The sequence below is a fragment of the Paenibacillus zeisoli genome (genome assembly GCF_003994465.1).
Lineage (GTDB): Bacteria > Bacillota > Bacilli > Paenibacillales > Paenibacillaceae > Fontibacillus > Fontibacillus zeisoli.
This window is the reverse complement of sequence record NZ_RZNX01000002.1, coordinates 18,658-37,331: the sequence shown is the minus strand read 5'-3', so window position 1 is coordinate 37,331 and position 18,674 is coordinate 18,658. Positions and strand designations below refer to the sequence as shown.

The 18,674-nt window shown below is 49.2% G+C and carries 17 protein-coding genes; 13 read left to right on the top strand and 4 right to left on the bottom strand.

The features are described from left to right. Positions 1–183: 183 nt before the first annotated feature. Complete coding sequence (locus EJP77_RS06215) at positions 184–1,080, bottom strand: stalk domain-containing protein (protein WP_185897201.1); 897 nt, start codon at positions 1,078–1,080, stop codon at positions 184–186. Between the two features lie 382 nt (positions 1,081–1,462). Here EJP77_RS06215 and EJP77_RS06210 point away from each other — a divergent pair, with 382 nt between their 5' ends. The 4 genes from EJP77_RS06210 to EJP77_RS06195 are packed head-to-tail and all read left to right on the top strand — an operon-like array spanning position 1,463 to position 5,166. Continuing rightward, positions 1,463–2,098: a YhbD family protein gene (locus EJP77_RS06210; RefSeq protein ID WP_127198362.1), complete on the top strand. Its 636-nt coding sequence runs from the start codon at positions 1,463–1,465 to the stop codon at positions 2,096–2,098. Between the two features lie 2 nt (positions 2,099–2,100). Next, positions 2,101–2,823 carry a hypothetical protein gene (locus EJP77_RS06205; RefSeq protein WP_127198361.1) on the top strand — a complete coding sequence of 241 codons (723 nt, stop codon included), beginning with the start codon at positions 2,101–2,103 and terminating at the stop codon, positions 2,821–2,823. A 37-nt stretch (positions 2,824–2,860) separates the two neighbouring features. Continuing rightward, positions 2,861–3,601: a hypothetical protein gene (locus EJP77_RS06200; protein WP_127198360.1), complete on the top strand. Its 741-nt coding sequence runs from the start codon at positions 2,861–2,863 to the stop codon at positions 3,599–3,601. Between the two features lie 23 nt (positions 3,602–3,624). After that, positions 3,625–5,166 (top strand): MDR family MFS transporter, encoded by a 1,542-nt coding sequence (locus EJP77_RS06195; RefSeq protein ID WP_127198359.1) that lies wholly within the window; start codon positions 3,625–3,627, stop codon positions 5,164–5,166. A gap of 68 nt (positions 5,167–5,234) precedes the next feature. Here EJP77_RS06195 and EJP77_RS06190 read toward each other — a convergent pair whose 3' ends face one another. Next, positions 5,235–6,686 (bottom strand): VanW family protein, encoded by a 1,452-nt coding sequence (locus EJP77_RS06190; protein ID WP_127198358.1) that lies wholly within the window; start codon positions 6,684–6,686, stop codon positions 5,235–5,237. A gap of 571 nt (positions 6,687–7,257) precedes the next feature. Between EJP77_RS06190 and ftsE the strand changes: the two genes are divergently transcribed. From ftsE to EJP77_RS06155, 8 genes are all read left to right on the top strand, one after another. Next, a complete protein-coding gene (ftsE, locus tag EJP77_RS06185) occupies positions 7,258–7,944 on the top strand; it encodes a cell division ATP-binding protein FtsE (protein ID WP_127198357.1) in 687 nt (228 codons plus the stop codon). Beyond that, complete coding sequence (gene ftsX, locus EJP77_RS06180) at positions 7,934–8,848, top strand: permease-like cell division protein FtsX (RefSeq protein WP_127198356.1); 915 nt, start codon at positions 7,934–7,936, stop codon at positions 8,846–8,848. The genes ftsE and ftsX overlap by 11 nt, the downstream gene beginning before the upstream one ends. A 58-nt stretch (positions 8,849–8,906) precedes the next feature. After that, positions 8,907–10,190 carry a murein hydrolase activator EnvC family protein gene (locus EJP77_RS06175; RefSeq protein WP_127198355.1) on the top strand — a complete coding sequence of 428 codons (1,284 nt, stop codon included), beginning with the start codon at positions 8,907–8,909 and terminating at the stop codon, positions 10,188–10,190. Positions 10,191–10,380: 190 nt separating this feature from the next. After that, the gene (locus EJP77_RS06170) at positions 10,381–11,853 is read left to right on the top strand and encodes a S41 family peptidase (RefSeq protein ID WP_246021733.1); all 1,473 of its coding nucleotides are present in this window, start codon (positions 10,381–10,383) and stop codon (positions 11,851–11,853) included. A 76-nt stretch (positions 11,854–11,929) separates the two neighbouring features. Then, positions 11,930–13,234, top strand: coding sequence for a PDZ domain-containing protein (locus EJP77_RS06165; RefSeq protein ID WP_127198354.1), 1,305 nt, complete (start codon positions 11,930–11,932; stop codon positions 13,232–13,234). A 29-nt stretch (positions 13,235–13,263) separates the two neighbouring features. Continuing rightward, positions 13,264–13,401 (top strand): hypothetical protein, encoded by a 138-nt coding sequence (locus EJP77_RS20590; RefSeq protein WP_185897199.1) that lies wholly within the window; start codon positions 13,264–13,266, stop codon positions 13,399–13,401. Between the two features lie 525 nt (positions 13,402–13,926). Beyond that, entirely contained in the window at positions 13,927–14,208 is a 282-nt protein-coding gene (locus EJP77_RS06160) for a hypothetical protein (protein ID WP_127198353.1), read from the top strand. Positions 14,209–14,263: 55 nt separating this feature from the next. Beyond that, complete coding sequence (locus EJP77_RS06155; RefSeq protein ID WP_127198352.1) at positions 14,264–14,554, top strand: hypothetical protein; 291 nt, start codon at positions 14,264–14,266, stop codon at positions 14,552–14,554. Positions 14,555–14,717: 163 nt separating this feature from the next. Here the strand turns inward: EJP77_RS06155 and EJP77_RS06150 are convergent, their stop codons facing one another. Together EJP77_RS06150 and EJP77_RS06145 are read right to left on the bottom strand one after the other, a co-directional pair. After that, on the bottom strand, positions 14,718–15,539 hold the full coding sequence (locus EJP77_RS06150) for a flagellar motor protein MotB (RefSeq protein WP_127198351.1): 822 nt from the start codon (positions 15,537–15,539) through the stop codon (positions 14,718–14,720). After that, the gene (locus tag EJP77_RS06145) at positions 15,536–16,321 is read right to left on the bottom strand and encodes a flagellar motor protein (RefSeq protein WP_127198350.1); all 786 of its coding nucleotides are present in this window, start codon (positions 16,319–16,321) and stop codon (positions 15,536–15,538) included. The genes EJP77_RS06150 and EJP77_RS06145 overlap by 4 nt, the downstream gene beginning before the upstream one ends. A 317-nt stretch (positions 16,322–16,638) precedes the next feature. Here EJP77_RS06145 and uvrB point away from each other — a divergent pair, with 317 nt between their 5' ends. Next, positions 16,639–18,630 carry an excinuclease ABC subunit UvrB gene (gene uvrB / locus EJP77_RS06140; RefSeq protein ID WP_127198349.1) on the top strand — a complete coding sequence of 664 codons (1,992 nt, stop codon included), beginning with the start codon at positions 16,639–16,641 and terminating at the stop codon, positions 18,628–18,630. The last annotated feature ends 44 nt before the right edge of the window (positions 18,631–18,674 follow it).

Sequence of the window (18,674 nt, the reverse complement as noted above, 5' to 3'; positions counted from 1 at the left end):
AGGAGCGGTAATCCAGAACAGCATGTTCTGGGATGCCGCTCTTTTTGTTGTTTTAATTTTAAGGTTAACTAGGTAGATCAATGGGAGGGACCTATATTTAAAGGAGAAGCGATTCTAAATATTTAAACCATCTCCGTAAAAAAAGCCCTTCAATAGTGAAGGAGCCGGGGTGTGACCCTATGATTAGTATACATTGATCTCTGTTAGCCAGTAACCAGTGCTTCCATATGGAACCTCAAATTCAAAGTGTGCAGCTATATCCGAAAATGCATCAAAACCTTCAGGGTGGACAGTATATTGAAAGCTCGCTATATTGCTAAGTTTTGATGTGTATGTAATTTTCACATCAGAGGTAGACATATTCTGAATTTTATCAGACCATTCATTAATAATAGATTGTTCATTTTTTTGTCTGGTATTCTTAATAATTTCGTGAAGGTCCTCTTTCGTGCCACTTGGGCCTTTCCAGAAGCTATCCTTAGAGGCTGGAGCAGTAGAAATAGAAGAGTCAATGAATTTATCCAGTCGGCCGAATTCTCCTGTTTTAACTGCATAGGCATAGGCTTTGAAGAACGAAAGGGCTTGGCCTTTATTTTGGGACGCAACTGTATCCTTATTAAAGTCCGTTGACAGTTTAGTGACAAATCCTCCAGATGCTTCGCTTCCGCTATCAGAACTGTTTCCAGAGTTGCTGCCTGAACCTGTATTAGCAGAAGAGGAGGATGGTGTACTAGTTGAGGAGTTGTCCTTATCAGGAATTCCAGCATTGGATGGGGTAGAGCTATTCGAGGTCACTTCTACAGTTTGTGTACTATTGTTCCATTTAACCGTTGCTCCTAAACCTTCTGCTAGAGCCTTTGCAGACACGTAGCTATGTCCATTGTACTCAATAGGGTACATGGTTCCTTCATCACTGGAAAGATCGATTGCTTGTCCGTCTACCTTTACCTTAAGAGCTGAATTTTGATATGCGGTAATTTTCTTGATTGTAGAGTCTGCATAAGCAACGGCTCCTACGGCAATAGCCATGGAAAGTACGGTTGTGCTTAATAGAATTTTTGAAGATAGTTTCTTTTTCAAAATGAGCACCTCTTCTATGTATTTATGCATACTAAGTTCAATTCCCCTTAGGATCAAAGCCTGATATATCTGGTTCTTCAGACATAATAAGTATGCAATTACCATAATAATACATACCAAGCTACTATGGGTCAATAGTATAGGATAATAGATTGGTAGAATAACCCATCTAGGATTCGTGATCTATTACCCTTCATCAAAAAGTAAAAGTCCAAGAACATACACGTTAATCTTGCTTTGTAGAAAACGGTAATTCAGAACAGCATGTTCGGGGTTAACGTATTTTTTTGTTTACGTACAATACACTGTTTTGCGAATAGGATGTTGCGTAACGTAACAATGTTATGTTACACTGACCGTGCAAGGAGGAGGTATCGTAATAATGAATGATGAACTGATCTCCAAAAAAGAACTGTTGGACCTTACAGGAATCTCCTATGGGCAGCTGTACCGCTGGAAAAGAAAAAGTCTGATTCCAGAAGAATGGTTTATTCGAAAGTCATCTTTTACGGGGCAGGAGACCTTTTTTCCCAAAGATAAAATCCTCTCCCGGATTGATAAAATCCTTAATATGAAAGATGGATTATCGCTGGATGAGCTGGCCGACGTCTTCTCACCCAGCCTGAAAGAGATCTCTCTGACAGCAGAGCAGCTTTTGGAACGTAACATTGTTACCTCTATTGCGCTGGATGTGTATTTGAAGGCATCGAGGCATGAAGGCTCCTTTATGTTCGAGAAGATTCTCTCGGTATTTGTGCTGGAGAGACTGCTGCAGAGCGGCGATATCTCAATGGAAGAAGGCAGGCTGCTCGTTCAGACCCTTACGGAGCACTACCCGGCCTTCGCGGGGAGGGATTGCGAACTGCTGCTGATCCGCAAGATGGGTGTAGCGGCGTTCATACTGATGTCGAAGAATAGTGAGATTTATTTTGACCGGGGTGTGAAGGTAGTTGTCCGGTTATCCATGGCCCAGGTTACGGAAGAGCTTAAGCTGAAAATTGGAGAAGGCGGGGAATAGCTGTGGAACAATCTATTCGGGATATGAAGTTAAATGGTGTAGGTCAAGCGGCGGGAGGTCGCTACAAACGGGTTCAGATCGATGGGATCGGAACGATAGGCGGGGAGGTACATTGTGAGGAGCTCCTATGTAATGGACAGCTGAAGCTGAATGCCCCGCTTACAGCCGAGCAGATTACCATTAACGGAACAGGGAAGATTACCGGGCCTGTGCACAGCGGAGATTTTCGTACGGACGGGATGCTTAATATAGAAGAAGAGGTTCGCTTCGACAAGCTTGTGATCAATGGGATGTTCAAGTGTGGCGCAGGGGCGAGAGGGGAGCACGCTGAAATATACGGCACGCTGAAGCTCAAGAAGGACCTGCAGTGTGAGATTCTGGAAGTATGGGGAAATCTTCAGGTCGAAGGACTCCTCAACGCAGGTACGATTAGACTTGAGATGATTGGGAAATGCAAAGCCCGGGAAATAGGCGGTGAACACATCATTATTCGTAAGCGCGGCACAGCTCCCAAACTGCTTGAATTGTTCTCGGGAAAGCTTGCCTCCAGGCTTACGGCGGACGTTATTGAGGGCGATGACATTGAACTTGAGCATACGAAGGCCCGCATCGTACGCGGCAGCAGGGTGCGTATTGGCCCCGGTTGCGAGATTGATTATGTTGAATATAAAGACACCTATGAGGCTGATCCCAAGTCAGATGTATCCCAAGCCAAGCATATATAAGAAAGAGATACACTTCGGTACAAAGGAGCGATAGGTTATGGAAGGAAAGAGTACGTTACAAGAAAGACCGGATGTGAAGATTGTAGGCACTGGCGGATCGGCCGGGGGAATAGTCGGGAAGCTGAACATTACGGGTGATGGAGAGCTGAACGGAGATATTGACGCGCTGAGCTTCAAGTGTACGGGGAATGCGGTGGTCTTTGGGAAGTTGAAGACGGAATCATTAAAGCTTACCGGAGAACTTATTGTTCAGGGCCCTCTTCAGGGAGAGAAGCTCAGTGCCATAGGCAAACTTCATGTTGGAGGTGACCTGGATGCCCAGGCTGCCAAGATAAGTGGAGAAATCAGAATTGACGGCCAAATAAACGGTGAACAAATTGAATTGTCCGGTTATAATACCGTTAGAGGCGGCTGTCAGGCAGAAAAATTCAAGCTCCATGGCTCGGTGCATATGGATGGCATGCTGAATGCAGAGAACATTGAGATGAGGCTATTCGGAGAAAGCCGGGTCAAGGAAATCGGCGGAGGGCAGATTCGGATTAAGCGTTCTGGCGGTGTCTGGGCGGTGCTTGGGATGTTCAACACAGGCGGATTGAAACGGCTTATTGTTGATTCCATAGAGGGCGACGTTATAGAGCTGGAGAATACGGAAGCTGAATTTGTACGTGGTAGTAAAGTTACAATCGGTCCGGGCTGCAGGATTGGCCTGGTTGAATATATAGATTCATTCCATCAGGACCCAACCTCCAAGATAGAGCAGTACAACCAAATAGGATAGGGAAAAGGAGAAATTAGAACGTAATGGAAGTGAAAAAGAAAAATATGGGCCTGGTTCTTGCAGGCCTGCTGCTCGGTATTCTGATGGCATCGATGGATAATACCATCGTAGCTACGGCTATGGGGGATATTGTCGGCAAGTTGGGCGGACTGGACAAATTCGTCTGGGTAACCTCGGCTTACATGGTCGCAGAGATGGCGGGGATGCCGATTTTTGGCAAGCTGTCAGACATGTATGGAAGAAAAAGATTTTTTATTTTCGGTATCATCGTGTTCATGTTAGGTTCCGTGCTGTGCGGAACGGCAACGTCGATCGTTGAACTGAGTATTTACCGTGCCATTCAAGGAATTGGGGGCGGAGCCCTGGTTCCCATCGCCTTCACCATTATGTTCGATGCTGTACCGATAGAGTCCAGAGGCAAGCTGGGCGGACTATTTGGCGCTGTGTTCGGCCTTTCCAGTATCTTCGGACCGCTGTTGGGTGCTTATTTGACGGAGTATGCGCAGTGGGAATGGATCTTCTACATTAACCTGCCTCTCGGCTTGATTGCCTTTGTATTTATCGCATTCTTCTACCACGAGTCACGTCAGCATGCCAAGCAGACGATCGACTGGGCTGGGGCGATCACCCTGATTGCCGCTGTCATCTGTCTCATGTTCGCCCTTGAGCTGGGCGGTAAGAAGTATGCTTGGGATTCGTGGCAGATTCTAAGCTTGTTCGCAGGCTTCGCAGTCCTTACTATCTTGTTCCTGATTGCAGAGAGCAAGGCGAAAGAGCCGATTATTTCATTCAAAATGTTCAAAAGCCAGATTTACTGGTCAAGTAACGTCATCGGTATTCTCAGTGGGGCAGCGTTTATTACCGCATCGGTGTATATCCCGATCTTCATACAGGGGGTGCTCGGCGGGAAACCAACGAACTCCGGACTTGTTCTCCTGCCTATGATGCTCGGATCCGTAGTGACAGCAACCATGGGCGGCTTCCTGATGACGAAGCTCAAATATCGCACCATTATGATTCCTACCCTGGCTTTGCTAATTGTTGGCCTTGGACTGCTCACGACTTTGAATGAGTCCACCACCCTGTGGACCCTGCGCTTCTTCATGATTCTTGTGGGCTTGGGAATCGGGGCTTCGTTCTCCGTACTAAGTAACGCAGCCATTCATTCAGTTAGGCCGCAGGAACGCGGCTCTGCGAGCTCGACGCTGAACTTCCTGCGTTCCCTCGGGATGACGCTTGGCATCACGGTATTTGGGATCATTCAGAGTCATATGTTCACGAAAAAGCTTGCCGAGTCGATGAGCGCAGGGGGTGGAGCAGCAGGCGAAATTCCTAAAGAGCTGGATCTGAAGGATCCGCATGCGCTGCTGTCTCCAGAGTTACGTAAAGCGATTCCTCCGCAAATTCTGGAGAATATCTCTACGGCCATGTCGTCTTCTATCGTACAAACCTTCGTATGGGCGATCATTCCTGCTGCTCTAGCCCTGCTTGCGGCGTTCTTCATGGGACGCGACAAGATGGACCCGCATGCTGAGCTTGAAGGGGAATACCAAGCGGGGCATTAACACGAAATGTGAAGAAAGGACTCTACGCACAGACCTTGATCTTGCGCAGAGTCCTTTTTTGTCATGGATTAGGGGAATGTCGGACCCTCTACGCCATCTTCAATCAGAGGGGCTTTGGCCCTTTTGGGCTCTGAAGGAACACGGCTTTGCTCAGGCATGTTGATTGCGATTATAGTCGGCTGAGGACTGTAAGTATCCCGGGAGATTTTGCGAGTCTCGGTCCTCTCTCCGTCAACATATTTGATCACGTAAGTTTCAATGATATAGCCGATCCTGCCCTGTGATATCATTTCCTGCTCCCCTAATGCAAGCGTATTGTTCTTGACGAACTTATGCGGGATGGGCAGGACTTTCACAGTCCGCGATTCCAGTCTGTAGTTGATATTACTAGGAATATCTCCGAAAAGCTTGATGCTCAGATTGTTCGAATTAAGGGTGGCTTTAATCAGAATATAGTGGGAAGTTGTATTCTTGAATCGGAAATTAATGAATCCCTTGGCAAAAGTCGCATCCTGCCCCTTAGGCAGGTAGCTGACCGGGAGGGAGTGATTGCGCCGCTCTATAATGCCAAGCCCCGCTTGGATCGCTGCATTGTACAGCGTGCTGGAGACCTGGCAGATTCCGCCGCCAATTCCAGGGACAAGCTTGCCTTGTACAATTACCGGGGCAGGCTGAAAGCCGTATTTCGTTTCGGCCTGGTCAATCACTTTGGCATAATCGAAAATAGCTCCAGGGGCGAGCAGCATGCCGTCGATCACTTGAGCAGCAGCGCCTATGTTGTGCAGCCTTCCCGCCTTGCTGGATGCAAGGCCTGTAGCAAATTCAGCAATTTTGCGCTGGATGCCCTGGCGCCTCAGCGTGTCCAAAGTTACGGCAGGGTTTTGTTCGGTAAGAGCGACCGGTATGAGGGAAGGTGACAGCCTTTTCTTTGTATTTATCATAGACACGGGAATAGACTGCTTGAATGTCTTCTCGAACACCTTCCAGTCAATTCGTGTAACCGGTCGCCCTGGCTCATAGCTGATGCGGTCATCCGGCCCGATGATCCTCTGCGCATTGATGGCCTCCCCGAACTGCTTGGCCTCCCAAGAAGGACTGAAGGTCCTTCGGAGGTTGGTTTTATCCCAATGAGCCGTTAGATTCCACTGCTTGGCCAGATGCCATCTGGCGGATGCGCGGCGCAGGACGGATCCTTGGGTAAGCTGCTGCATGGCATCTAACCAGTCCTCGGCTGTATAGTGAACTCCCGCCCGTTTCCAGTCAGACATAATTTCCAGCTTGGGGCTGTTCTCTGACTCGGGCACGGTGAACAGAACGGGCGTAAGCTCCAACTTCGAAATTTCGTCATTCAATCTCCTCTCCGCGGCCTTGAAGGTCAACCCCCCGATATCTATCCCTCCTACCCGTACTCCGGATGGAACGGTATTCTTCGCCGCATAAAGCTGGAGAAGTCCATAGACAACGGCCGTAATTAGCAGAAGAGAGATCAGGATAATTAGGAGAACATGAAGCTTTTTCATTCATATCACCCTTTATGTTTGTTATGTGATGGGACGGGACGCTTAAGCTTAAGCAGCATGACATCCGATATATTAGGTGGGGCTATCTAAGACTCAGAGAAAAATTCGCATTTTGGGTCCGGTCGTAACTACAGGGAATGCTTGGACTTCCGGCCGCTGCCCGCCCCCAGATTTCCTGATTTGAAACTTAGGCGGATGAAATCCGGAGCCTGATGTTATCTTTAAAACGGCGTCTTATATCGGGCCTCAAGCCAAGAGTGGCTGCTTGCTGGGCACCGTTACATTCCTGTGAACAAACGACTCAAGCTATGTATATGTCAAAAGAATGGAAAACTTGCGGGTACTCAAATAGTAACAAATTTGTTACAATGGTTAACGGACTGATGAAATTACTCATCTTTTAAAGGATTTGGCTGGAACATGTCGAAGTTTTATAAGCTTGGAACATACCATCTTCGTTAATATAGATGAGATGAACTAAAGAAATGAGCAAGCAGTTTTTGTTCAATTCATATAGATCGCCTACTTGGATTAATTTCTGTAGAGACATAATTATTTAGGAAGTGATGCTGTGATAGAAATGCAGGATGTCTGGAAGACTTATGCGAACGGAACCCACGCCCTTCAAGGCGTTTCGGTAAAGATTGACCGCAATGAGTTTGTGTATCTCGTCGGTCCCTCGGGTGCAGGGAAGTCTACTTTTATGAAGCTTATTTATAGAGAAGAAGTGCCTACTAAAGGGCAAATTTCAGTAAATGGATTTAACATCGGCAAGCTGAAGCCGCGCAAGATTCCTTATGTCCGACGGAATATCGGCGTTATTTTCCAGGATTTCAGATTGCTACCCAAACTGACTGCATACGAGAATGTAGCGTTTGCGTTAGAGGTTATTGAAGCGCCGAAGAAAATCATCAAGAAGCGGACGATGGAGGTGCTTGATCTCGTCGGACTGAAGAGCAAGGCGAACCGTGAGCCGTCCCAGCTGTCGGGCGGGGAGCAGCAGCGTGTCGCGATTGCAAGGGCGATCGTGAACAATCCGTCTGTGATCATTGCGGACGAGCCTACCGGGAACCTTGACCCGGAGACTTCATGGGGGATTATGCAGCTGCTGGATGAGATCAATTTCCGCGGAACCACGATTGTCATGGCAACGCACAACAAGGATATCGTGAACACGATGCGTAAGCGGGTTATAGCCATCGAGCAGGGCAACATTGTCCGCGACCAGCTGAGAGGAGAGTACGGATATGACTTTTAGAACCTTCTTGCGGCATTTACGGGAAGGTACGAAGAACGTATTCCGTAACGGTTGGATGTCTGTCGCGTCAATTACATCAATTATTGTGTCTCTATTTATACTGGGCGTATTTATTCTACTTGTGCTGAATGTCAACCAATTTGCTGATGAAGCTGACAGTCAGGTTCAGATCAGCGCTTTCCTGAATTCGAAAGTGGATCAGAAGTCGATTCAGGAAGTTCAGACCGAGATCGGCAATATGCCAGAGGTGAGCCGGGTTACTTTCGTATCAAGATCCCAGGGGCTGAAGGATTTCAAGCAGAAGCTGGGAGAGAACGGCAAGGATCTCCTTGAAGGGTATACGGAAGCTACCAATCCGATTCCCGATACGCTTAAAGTTGAAGTGATCGAACCATCAACGGTACCTTTTGTTGCCAGCAAGATCAGTGCTCTTAACAATAAGTACAAAGCGCCTCCGATTTATAAAGTGAATTATGGCAAAGGGACGATTGAGAAGCTCTTCAAAGTGACCCGCGCCATTCGTAATATTGGATTTGTCTTCGTCATTGGACTCGGCATTATGGCCATGTTCCTGATCTCCAATACGATTCGGGTTACGATCCTGGCCCGCCGCCGGGAGATTGGCATTATGAAGCTCGTAGGTGCGACGAATTACTTCATTCGGTGGCCCTTCTTTGTGGAGGGAGCCCTCATCGGCATGATTGGATCACTTGTTACTGTAGCCGTGCTGTATGCCGGTTATCATCAACTGGTTCAATCTGTGAGTCAGGATATTACGATTCCGATTCATCTGATCTCCATTCAGTCCATTGGACTTCCGCTGGCCGGATTAATTATTGGACTTGGACTGATTATCGGCATTTGGGGAAGTACCGTATCCATCCGCAAATTCTTAAAAGTGTAGCGATATGGATTGAGCATTCCATACTATAGATTTTCAAAGAAGGACGGGGAATATAGAATTGAAAAAATGGTTATCTGTCGTCGTCGTTATGGCTCTCGCCGTTGTTATCTTCCAGCCTACTGAAGGGTACGCCAAGAAAAGAACGATCGATCAGATCGATCATGAGCTGAGATTGCTGCAGCAGCAGGCCAAGTCCGCGAAGAATCAGCAGCAGCAAGCTGAAGAAGATAAGCAGGAAGCTATGCATTACAAGAATAAAGCTACCAATTTCCTGCAGCAGGTTATGGAGCAGATTGATACTGTAAGTAACGAGCTCGCGGGTATCACAAGCGAGATCGATAAGACCGAAGATCAGCTTCGTGCTACCGCGGAGAAGATCGACCAGACCCAGAAGCGGATCGATGAGCGGGAGAAGCTTCTGGATTCCCGGGTTCGGCTCATGTACACAGATGGAGCTGTATCCTATCTGGATGTGCTGCTCTCTTCAACAAGCTTCACGGATTTCCTGGACCGGGCGGATTCGCTTCAAGCGATTGCCCAGCAGGATCAGACTATTCTCGAGGATCATAAGAGAGATAAAGCACTGATTCTAGAGGAGCAGGCGAACCTGAAGAATGCCTATGCCAAGGCGAAGGACCTGTACAGCGAAGCCGAGTCGCGTAAAGTTCTTTTGGCAGCCAAAGAGAAAGAGAAGCAAAAGCTGATCGCGAACTATCAATCCGATATTGAAGAGTCCGATGATATCAGTGCGAAGCAGGATCAAATGCTTGTCCAGATTGCTTCCAAGAGAGCACAGCTGGGACAGGAGAAGAATAAGCTGAGAGCTGCTCAAATCTATGCTTACAACCAGAAGAAGAAGAGCAAGACCGTGAAGGTCGCAAGCTCGAGCAGTAGTTCCCACAGCAATTCCAGCAGTTCGAGTTCATCGGGAAGCAGTGAAGGGTTCAAAGGAAATGGCGGCTCTATGGGACTGCCTGTATCGGGTGCCCGCATCTCGTCCCCTTACGGTTATCGGATTCACCCGATTACGGGTGTGAAGAAGCTTCATACGGGAACTGACTTTGCTGTCTCCGAGGGAACAGATGTACATGCGGCAGACAGCGGGAATGTAATCGTGGCAGAGTGGTGGAACGGTTATGGTAACTGTGTCATCATCGATCACGGGAATAATATTTGGACATTATACGGTCATCTCAGTAAGATCAATGTGCAGAAGGGCGACAACGTGAAGCGCGGTGAAGTCATTGCAGAATCCGGGAATACCGGTGCTTCTACGGGGCCCCACCTTCATTTTGAGGTGCGTGTCAACGGGACTCCGGTAGATCCGATGCCATATCTGTAAGCAGCAAAGTATTAAAACTTTAAGAAACGGTACCTAATTTCCTTTGGGATGCAGGTCCGTTTCTGCTTTTTTCTAGATAAATATTCCGTACAAGCTAAACATATACTATGATGGATATCAAAGGCCTGCTATCTGTATGGAATGAAAATCCATCTAGTCAGCCAGATAAGGAAAGGGCGGTGAATGAACCGTGTATAAAGGACGCACAGTCGCTCTGTTCGTTGTGGTAGCCGTGCTCGTAAGCAGTGTGCTCACGATGACGCTAACAGGGAATTGGGGCTTTGTAAGCAGCAGTGGTTCACCGGTTAGTGGAATATTTGCCTCGAATGGAAGCCAGTCTGCGAGCAAGGAAGACTTGAGTAAAATTGAGACCGCGCTTAATCTGGTCAAGAAGAATTATGTGCAGGATGTGGATCAGAGCAAGCTTGTCGACGGAGCAATTAACGGGATTATGAGTGCACTTGATGACCCGTTCTCTTCTTATATGGGTAAAACAACCGCACAGGAGTTCACTTCCCAAATCCAGGGTTCCTTCTCGGGGATAGGAGCCGAGGTCTCCATGGAGAATGGGAACGTCGTAATAGTATCTCCCATCAAAGGATCGCCTGCTGAGAAAGCGGGTATCCATGCCAAAGATATTTTGCTATCGGTAAATGGGGAATCTTTTGAAGGACTCAGCTTGAATGAAGCGGTCAGCAAGATCCGCGGGCCAAAAGGCTCAGAGGCCAAAGTGAAGGTCAAACGTGCCGGTTCTGCGGCTCCGCTGGAGTTCGCCATTAAGCGCGATGACATTGCTATGGAGACCGTTCATGCCCATATGGAGAAAGACCATATTGGATACATTGAGATCACGGAGTTCTCCATGAATACAGGCAAGCGTTTCGAGAAGGAACTGAACTCGTTGGAGAGTAAAGGGATGAAGGGGCTTGTCATTGACGTTCGTAACAACCCGGGCGGTGTCTTGTCTGTAGTTATCGACATGGCGCAGCGCCTGATCGGTAAAGACAAGGTGATTGTTCAGGTGGAGAACAAGCAGAAGCAGAGAGAGCAGACGCTGTCCAAAGGCACAGCGAAGACTTATCCGATTGTTGTGCTTACGAACAAAGGAAGCGCCAGCGCTTCGGAGATTATGGCAGGTGCGCTTAAAGAATCGGCCAATGCCAAGCTGATCGGGGACACCACATACGGAAAAGGAACAGTACAGACCAGCTTCGACAAGGAGCTTGGAGATGGCAGCCTTCTGAAGATTACCATCGCCAAATGGCTGACACCAAATGGAGAATGGATTCACAAGAAAGGCATCAAGCCTGACATTGCCGTATCCCAGCCGTCTTACTTCTCCGTAGCCCCAATCAACAAAGAGAAGACGCTTAAATTTGATATGAACACTGAAGACGTCAAGAGTGCACAAGTGATGCTGGACGGACTGGGCTATGCTCCAGGACGCAAGGACGGTTATTTTGATGCCAAGACGGTTACTGCGGTTAAGAGCTTCCAGAAGGACAACAAGCTGACTGCTAATGGTGAGATTGATGCCAAGACCGCGGATGCGCTGGAGAAAAGCTTGATCGCCCATATCCGCGATCCGAAGAATGATGTACAGCTCGGGCGTGCATTCGCCGAAATCCGGAAGGAGATAGCCTCTCCTTCGTCGAATAAATAAGGAGGCTGATTTCAGCCTTCTTTTTTTCTGAAATTCTACCTACATCCAGCATGAAGCAGAGGAGAGTGACGATGACTTGGAAACCGTGCTTGAATGGTTATGGAGGCTGTCGGATGCCCTTGTGCAGTTCCTTGCACAGCCGTTCTATTATATTTCGATTATTTTGATCATGCTTCAATACAGAAGACAGGTCCATCTTGAACGCAAGCTGTTCCATGTTCGTCTTCACAGCTGGGGACGTCAGACGTGGATTACCCTGCTTGGCGGACTAGTGGCCGGGGTTATGGTGTCGCTTGTATCGGCATTTCTGGGAACAACGCTTACCTTTAATGGTGTGCTTCTTATTTGGGCAGTTTCTATTATACTGCTGCTCTTCCGAGTGCGTTATCTGTGCTTTGCCTATTCGGTTGGCCTGCTCGGTGTGATTCAGTTCATCTTGAGCTGGTTCCCGGATTTCAATTTAGATGGCTATGGACAAGAAGTCCTTACTGCTGTTCGTGAACTGGACATTCCGTCTTTACTAGCACTTGTTGCTCTGCTTCATCTTGCTGAGGCGATGCTGGTTAGATGGCAGGGTGCGGCATTCGCCGGGCCGCTGTTCTACGAGGGTAAACGGGGGAAAGTGGTGGGTGGCTACCAGATGAAGAGTTTCTGGCCGGTGCCGCTGTTCCTCCTAATCCCGGCACAGACCACAGGCAGCCTGCTGCCATGGACGCCGTTCTTCGGCGGAGATGCATGGCAGAGCGGCTTCAGTCTGATTGCCCTGCCGGTTGTCATCGGCTTCAGTGAGATGACGGTCAGCGCTCTGCCGAAGAACAAAGCCCGGCTGACCTCGAGCCGCTTGCTTATATACAGCATCGTAATTCTGGGGCTGGCACTGCTTGCAGGTTGGTGGAGTCCGCTGACCGTAGTAGCTGCGCTTGCTGCATTCGTGCTGCATGAGCTGCTCGTATGGTACAGCCGCTTTGAGGAACAGAATCGCAGCCCGTTCTTTGTTCATCCGCAGCGCGGACTGAAGGTGCTTGCTGTGCTGCCTGGCAGCCCGGCTGAAGAGCTGGGGATCCAGGCAGGGGAAGTTATTTTTAAAGTGAACGGTACACCAATTAATACAAAGGAGCAGCTGCATTCCGGGCTGCGTATGAACCCGGCCTTCTGCAAGCTTGAGGTGCTGAACCAGCAAGGCGAGAGCAAGTTCCTCCAGCGGGCGATCTATGCTGGAGATCATCACCAGCTGGGAGTTATTCTTGCACCGGATGATGATGCACCGGTGGCCTTAAGGCTCAAGCCGCTGTCGCTGCTTGAGCTGCTGTCACCACGCCGGGGCGCATCGGAGCGTAAGGGGAGTTCAAAGGCAGCCGGAGGCGGCACTTTGGACAGGTAGTAAGCCGCCTGAGGCAGGCTTGCTAGTCAATGATTAAGCCTCAAGAGGTCGGTGCAAGCTCCATGGTGTTAGAAGTTAAGCCTCAGGAGGTTGGTGCAAGCCCTATGGTGTTAGTAGTTAAGCCTCAAGAGGGGCAAATGCAAGCCATTTATGATGTCAAGGGATAAAGCTACAAGCGGGAGCTGCAAGCGCCTCTTGATGTCAAATGGTTAAACCTCAAGGGAGAGTTTAGTTCCCTTGATGTCAATTGACTCTCATAAGAAAGAACATGCTAACCTGCATGTTCTTTTTCTTTTCTACCCACCCAAGGCCGCAGAGCATGATCTATCTGCGGCCTTGGGTGGGTAGCGGAGGGAGGAAGAAGCTTCTCCGAGCAGAGCTCCTGCTCTGATTAGAGGCAGAATGAGTCATGGAGGGGAGATGTCCGAGCTGAAGAAGCGTAAGCGTTCGCCTTTATCCACGGATTTCAACCCTGAACAGGGTTAGATTAATTGAGGAAATCCGAGGATAACAGCGATCGTAAGCCGGGCAGCTCACCGTAATGACACCCATCTGCCTCCCCCACCAGAGCAGTAGCGAAACCGGCTCTGCAGCACTATCCTTGCACCACAGAGAAGGCCGCCATGATCTTTCCGCTGCCTACCCCAAGGCCGCNAGGATAACAGCGATCGTAAGCCGGGCAGCTCACCGTAATGACACCCATCTGCCTCCCCCACCAGAGCAGTAGCGAAACCGGCTCTGCAGCACTATCCTTGCACCACAGAGAAGGCCGCCATGATCTTTCCGCTGCCTACCCCAAGGCCGCCATGATCTATCTGCGGCCTTGGGGTGGGCAGCGGCGGGAGGAAGAGGCTTCTCCGAGCAGAGCTCCTGCTCTGATTAGAGGCAGAATGAGTCATGGAGGGGAGATGTCCGAGCTGAAGAAGCGTAAGCGTTCGCCTTTATCCACGGATTTCAACCCTGAACAGGGTTAGATTAATTGAGGAAATCCGAGGATAACAGCGATCGTAAGCCGGGCAGCTCACCGTAATGACACCCATCTGCCTCCCCCACCAGAGCAGTAGCGAAACCGGCTCTGCAGCACTATCCTTGCACCACAGAGAAGGCCGCCATGATCTTTCCGCTGCCTACCCCAAGGCCGCCATGATCTATCTGCGGCCTTGGGGTGGGCAGCGGCGGGAGGAAGAGGCTTCTCCGAGCAGAGCTCCTGCTCTGATTAGGGGCAGAATGAGTCATGGAGGGGAGATGCCCGAGCTGAAGAAGCGTAAGCGTTCGCCTTTATCCATGGATTTCAACCCAGAACAGGGCTGGATTAATTGAGGAAATCCGGGGATAACAGCGATCGTAAGCCGGGCAGCTCACCGTAATGACACCCATCTGCCTCCCCATCAGAAGAGCAGCAGCGAAGCCGGCTCTGAACCCTCCCCCTCTGCATCACAAAAAAAGGCCGCAGAAGCAAGCATGCTCTGCGGCCTTTCCCCTCTTACTTTTGCAGCTGTCTAAGCACCGTAATCTCCACGCGCCTGTTCTTCTGCCTGCCCTTCTCCGTTGAGTTGTCTGCGGACGGACGCGTATCGGCGTAACCAGCATACTGGAACTCGGCTGCATTCAGCTTGGCGCTATCGATGAAATACCGGAGCACCGACAGGGCCCGTGCGCCCGACAGTTCCCAGTTGTCCTTGTAGCGTGAGCCCCGGCCAATCGGCTGATTATCTGTGTGTCCTTCAATACTGATCACCGTATCCAGCTTGCGGAACAGACTGGCCAGCCTGTCCAGGGTCTGGGAAGAGCCTGCCTTCAGATCTGCCTTCCCTACATCGAACAGGAAGCGGTCGCTGAGCGTGATCGTAATGCCTTTTGCCAAATCGGCGACAAAGATCTGGTCCTCCAGATTATTGCTCTTGATATACTCCTGGATCACCTTCATCAGACTCTGCAGCTGCTCCTCCTGCTTGCGAAATGCCTGCTCCCTGTCGGTAAGGGGTTTGGTGCTCCCGGAGTTTGCGTTTTTGTTGGCTGTACTATTATCCGTTCCGGGTGCGGTAGGAGCGGGATTCTTGGAACGATACTTGTCAGCGGAACCTGTAATGCCGGAGCCTTTCTCAAGCAGAGAATCACCGCTTTTGAATGTGAGCTGAAGCGATTCGGTAACGATGGCATATTTCTCGACATCAAGCCGGCTCATGGCATACATTATGATGAAGAAAATAAGCAGCAGAGTGATCAAATCTGCATAGGTGATCATCCACCGGTCCTTGGAGTCACCGCTTTCCTGCCGTTTACGTCGGTTCAGCCGCTGTCTCATTCTGCCGTCTCCTCAGGCAGCAGGGCGGCGCGTTCGGGCTTCTTGAAGGCGAAGGATTCCAGCTTTTTGCGGACCAGCAGGTGGTGGTCTCCGTTCTGGACAGCCAGAATTCCGTGCAGCAGCATTTCCATACGAAGAATTTCATCCTCGCCCCGGGTTTTGATTTTGGTAGCAATGGGAAGAAAAATAAGGTTGGCACTTGCTACACCATACAGCGTCGCAGTAAAAGCGAGCGCAATAGACGGTCCGAGCATCGTCGGCTCCGTCAGACTCCCCAGCACGTGGATGAGGCCCATTACGGTACCGATAATCCCCATGGTTGGGGCATAGCCACCGGCAGTTTCGAATATTTTAGCGTAGCCGTTATAACGATTCTCCGTGGCATCAATCTCAAACTCCATGATCTGTTTGATCAAATGCTGATCTGTTCCATCGACGACAAGCTGTATACCTTCCCGGAGAAAAGGATCCTCGTGTTGGGCGGCCTGACGCTCCAAGGCAAGAACACCAGAACGGCGGGCGGTGACAGCCATGGATACAATATCCTCAATAATTTGATCATGATTCTGTCTTCGGGATCTGAAGGCAAGGGCAAGACCATAAGGAATCGTCTTCAGCTTGGAAGCAGGGAAGCTGATCAGCACGGCAGCAATTGTCCCTCCAAAGACGATTACAGCAGCAGTGATTTGCATGAGACCCGTGAATTGTCCACCTTCCCAGATAAACCCGCCGACAATCGCTATCAATCCAACTATGATCCCAACAACTGTAGTTACATCCATATGGTTCATTCACTCCTAGTTCGGACTCTCCATTGCAACCATTTCATGAAAAAGGTATAATATTATGGGAACAGGCATTCTTATTCATGGAATACAAAGGATTTCCGTGATTTTATTAGACATCTTATATGGAATGAACTAAGAATTGAACGTTTAGTTCATTCCATATTGATAAGGGTTATATTAATAAGGAGGCGAGTACGCCTCTTTTCTATAGATATCGACATGATTCGAAGCTATATATGAACTTAGCATAACGTTTGCGAGTATAAATGGGTACAGAATACTATTTTAGACGATAAGGGTGATGTTGGACAATGAGTGATATTGTCGTCAGTAATCAAAAATTCGAGCTTATCTCTGATTATACGCCACAAGGAGATCAGCCGACTGCGATCGTTGAACTGGTAGAGGGCATCAGACAAGGAAAGAAGCATCAGACTCTGCTGGGCGCTACGGGAACAGGGAAGACATTCACCATCGCCCATACGATTGCGAAGCTTGGTCGTCCAACGCTTGTCATTGCCCATAACAAGACGCTTGCCGCCCAGCTGGCAAGTGAGTTCAAGGAATTTTTTCCAAACAACTCCGTCGACTACTTTGTCAGTTACTATGACTACTATCAGCCAGAGGCTTATATCCCTTCTTCTGATACCTACATTGAGAAAGATTCAAGCATTAATGAAGAAATAGATAAGCTGCGCCACTCCGCTACGAGTTCTCTGTTTGAACGCCGTGATGTGATCATCGTAGCCAGTGTATCGTGTATTTATGGTCTCGGATCACCTGTGGAATACAGAAACCTGCTGCTATCTTTGCGCGTAGGGATGGAGAAGCCGAGAAATCAGATCCTGGCGAGACTGGTCGACATCCAGTATCAGCGTAATGATATTAATTTCGTCCGGGGGACTTTCCGGGTGCGCGGAGATGTAATTGAGATTTTCCCTGCCTCCAAGGGGGAGCAGGCCGTTAGGGTAGAGTTTTTCGGGGATGAAATCGAACGGATTACCGAAATCGACGTTCTGACAGGTGAATTGATCGGGGAACGCGACCATATTGCGATCTTCCCGGCTTCTCACTTCGTAACTCAGGAAGAGACCATGCGTGTCGCCCTGGTTAATATTGAACGCGAGCTGGAAGAGCAGCTCGAGAAGTTCCGTGCAGAAGGCAAACTGCTCGAAGCACAGCGACTGGAACAGCGTACGCGCTATGATATCGAAATGATGAAGGAAGTCGGCTTCTGTTCGGGGATTGAGAACTATTCCGGACCGCTGACATTCCGTGAACGCGGGGCAACGCCATATACGCTGCTGGATTATTTTCCGGATGATATGCTGATTGTTATTGACGAGTCCCATGTGACGCTGCCGCAGATCCGGGCCATGTACAACGGAGACCAAGCGCGTAAGAATGTGCTGGTGGATCACGGGTTCCGTCTTCCGTCGGCCCTTGATAACCGGCCGCTCAAGTTCGAGGAGTTCGAAGAGAAAGTCAAGGAGATCATTTACGTATCTGCAACGCCGGGACCTTATGAGATTGAGCATACAGATACCATGGTGCAGCAGATTATTCGTCCGACAGGTCTTCTTGATCCAGTTATAGAGGTACGCCCGACGAAAGGCCAAATCGATGATCTGATCGGGGAGATCAGAGACCGGATTGCCAAGGATGAACGGGTTCTAGTGACTACACTCACCAAGAAGATGTCTGAGGATCTGACAGATTACCTCAAGGAGATTGGCATCAAGGTCAGATATCTGCACTCAGATATCAAGACCCTGGAGCGTTTGCAGATTCTAAGAGATCTGCGTCTGGGGACCTTCCACGTTCTGATCGGAATCAACCTGCTTCGGGAAGGGTTGGATCTGCCGGAGGTTTCTCTTGTGGCTATTCTTGATGCAGATAAGGAAGGGTTCCTTCGCTCCGAGCGTTCTCTGATTCAGACGATTGGGCGTGCTGCGCGTAACTCTGAAGGGCGTGTCTTGATGTATGGAGACAAGATCACCGATTCGATGGACAAAGCCATCAAGGAGACGGAGCGCCGCCGCGCCATCCAGATCGCGTATAATGAGAAGCACGGAATTACACCACAGACGATCAAGAAGAAGATCCGTGAAATCATTGAGGCTACCAAGGTGGCTGAGGGCAAAGCGGATTATCTGGCAGATGGAGCTCAGAAGATGTCGAAGAAAGACCGCCAAGCTTATATTGGTCGTCTGGAAGCCGAGATGAAAGAAGCAGCCAAAAATCTGCAGTTCGAGAGAGCGGCAGAGCTTCGTGATGCCATACTGGAATTGAAGGCAGAGTAATAACAGATTAAGCGGAACAAGTTCTGTCCGAAGGGGAAGAACTC

Excerpts from the sequence above, each read along its gene's own strand:
- EJP77_RS06155 (WP_127198352.1), top strand. The coding sequence starts at position 14,264 with ATGACACCCATCTGCCTCCCCCACCAGAGCAGTAGCGAAACCGGCTCT.
- EJP77_RS06210 (WP_127198362.1), top strand. The coding sequence starts at position 1,463 with ATGAATGATGAACTGATCTCCAAAAAAGAACTGTTGGACCTTACAGGA.
- EJP77_RS20590 (WP_185897199.1), top strand. The coding sequence starts at position 13,264 with ATGATTAAGCCTCAAGAGGTCGGTGCAAGCTCCATGGTGTTAGAAGTT.
- EJP77_RS06190 (WP_127198358.1), bottom strand. The coding sequence starts at position 6,686 with ATGAAAAAGCTTCATGTTCTCCTAATTATCCTGATCTCTCTTCTGCTA.
- EJP77_RS06145 (WP_127198350.1), bottom strand. The coding sequence starts at position 16,321 with ATGGATGTAACTACAGTTGTTGGGATCATAGTTGGATTGATAGCGATT.
- ftsX (WP_127198356.1), top strand. The coding sequence starts at position 7,934 with ATGACTTTTAGAACCTTCTTGCGGCATTTACGGGAAGGTACGAAGAAC.
- EJP77_RS06150 (WP_127198351.1), bottom strand. The coding sequence starts at position 15,539 with ATGAGACAGCGGCTGAACCGACGTAAACGGCAGGAAAGCGGTGACTCC.
- uvrB (WP_127198349.1), top strand. The coding sequence starts at position 16,639 with ATGAGTGATATTGTCGTCAGTAATCAAAAATTCGAGCTTATCTCTGAT.
- EJP77_RS06200 (WP_127198360.1), top strand. The coding sequence starts at position 2,861 with ATGGAAGGAAAGAGTACGTTACAAGAAAGACCGGATGTGAAGATTGTA.
- EJP77_RS06195 (WP_127198359.1), top strand. The coding sequence starts at position 3,625 with ATGGAAGTGAAAAAGAAAAATATGGGCCTGGTTCTTGCAGGCCTGCTG.
- EJP77_RS06160 (WP_127198353.1), top strand. The coding sequence starts at position 13,927 with ATGACACCCATCTGCCTCCCCCACCAGAGCAGTAGCGAAACCGGCTCT.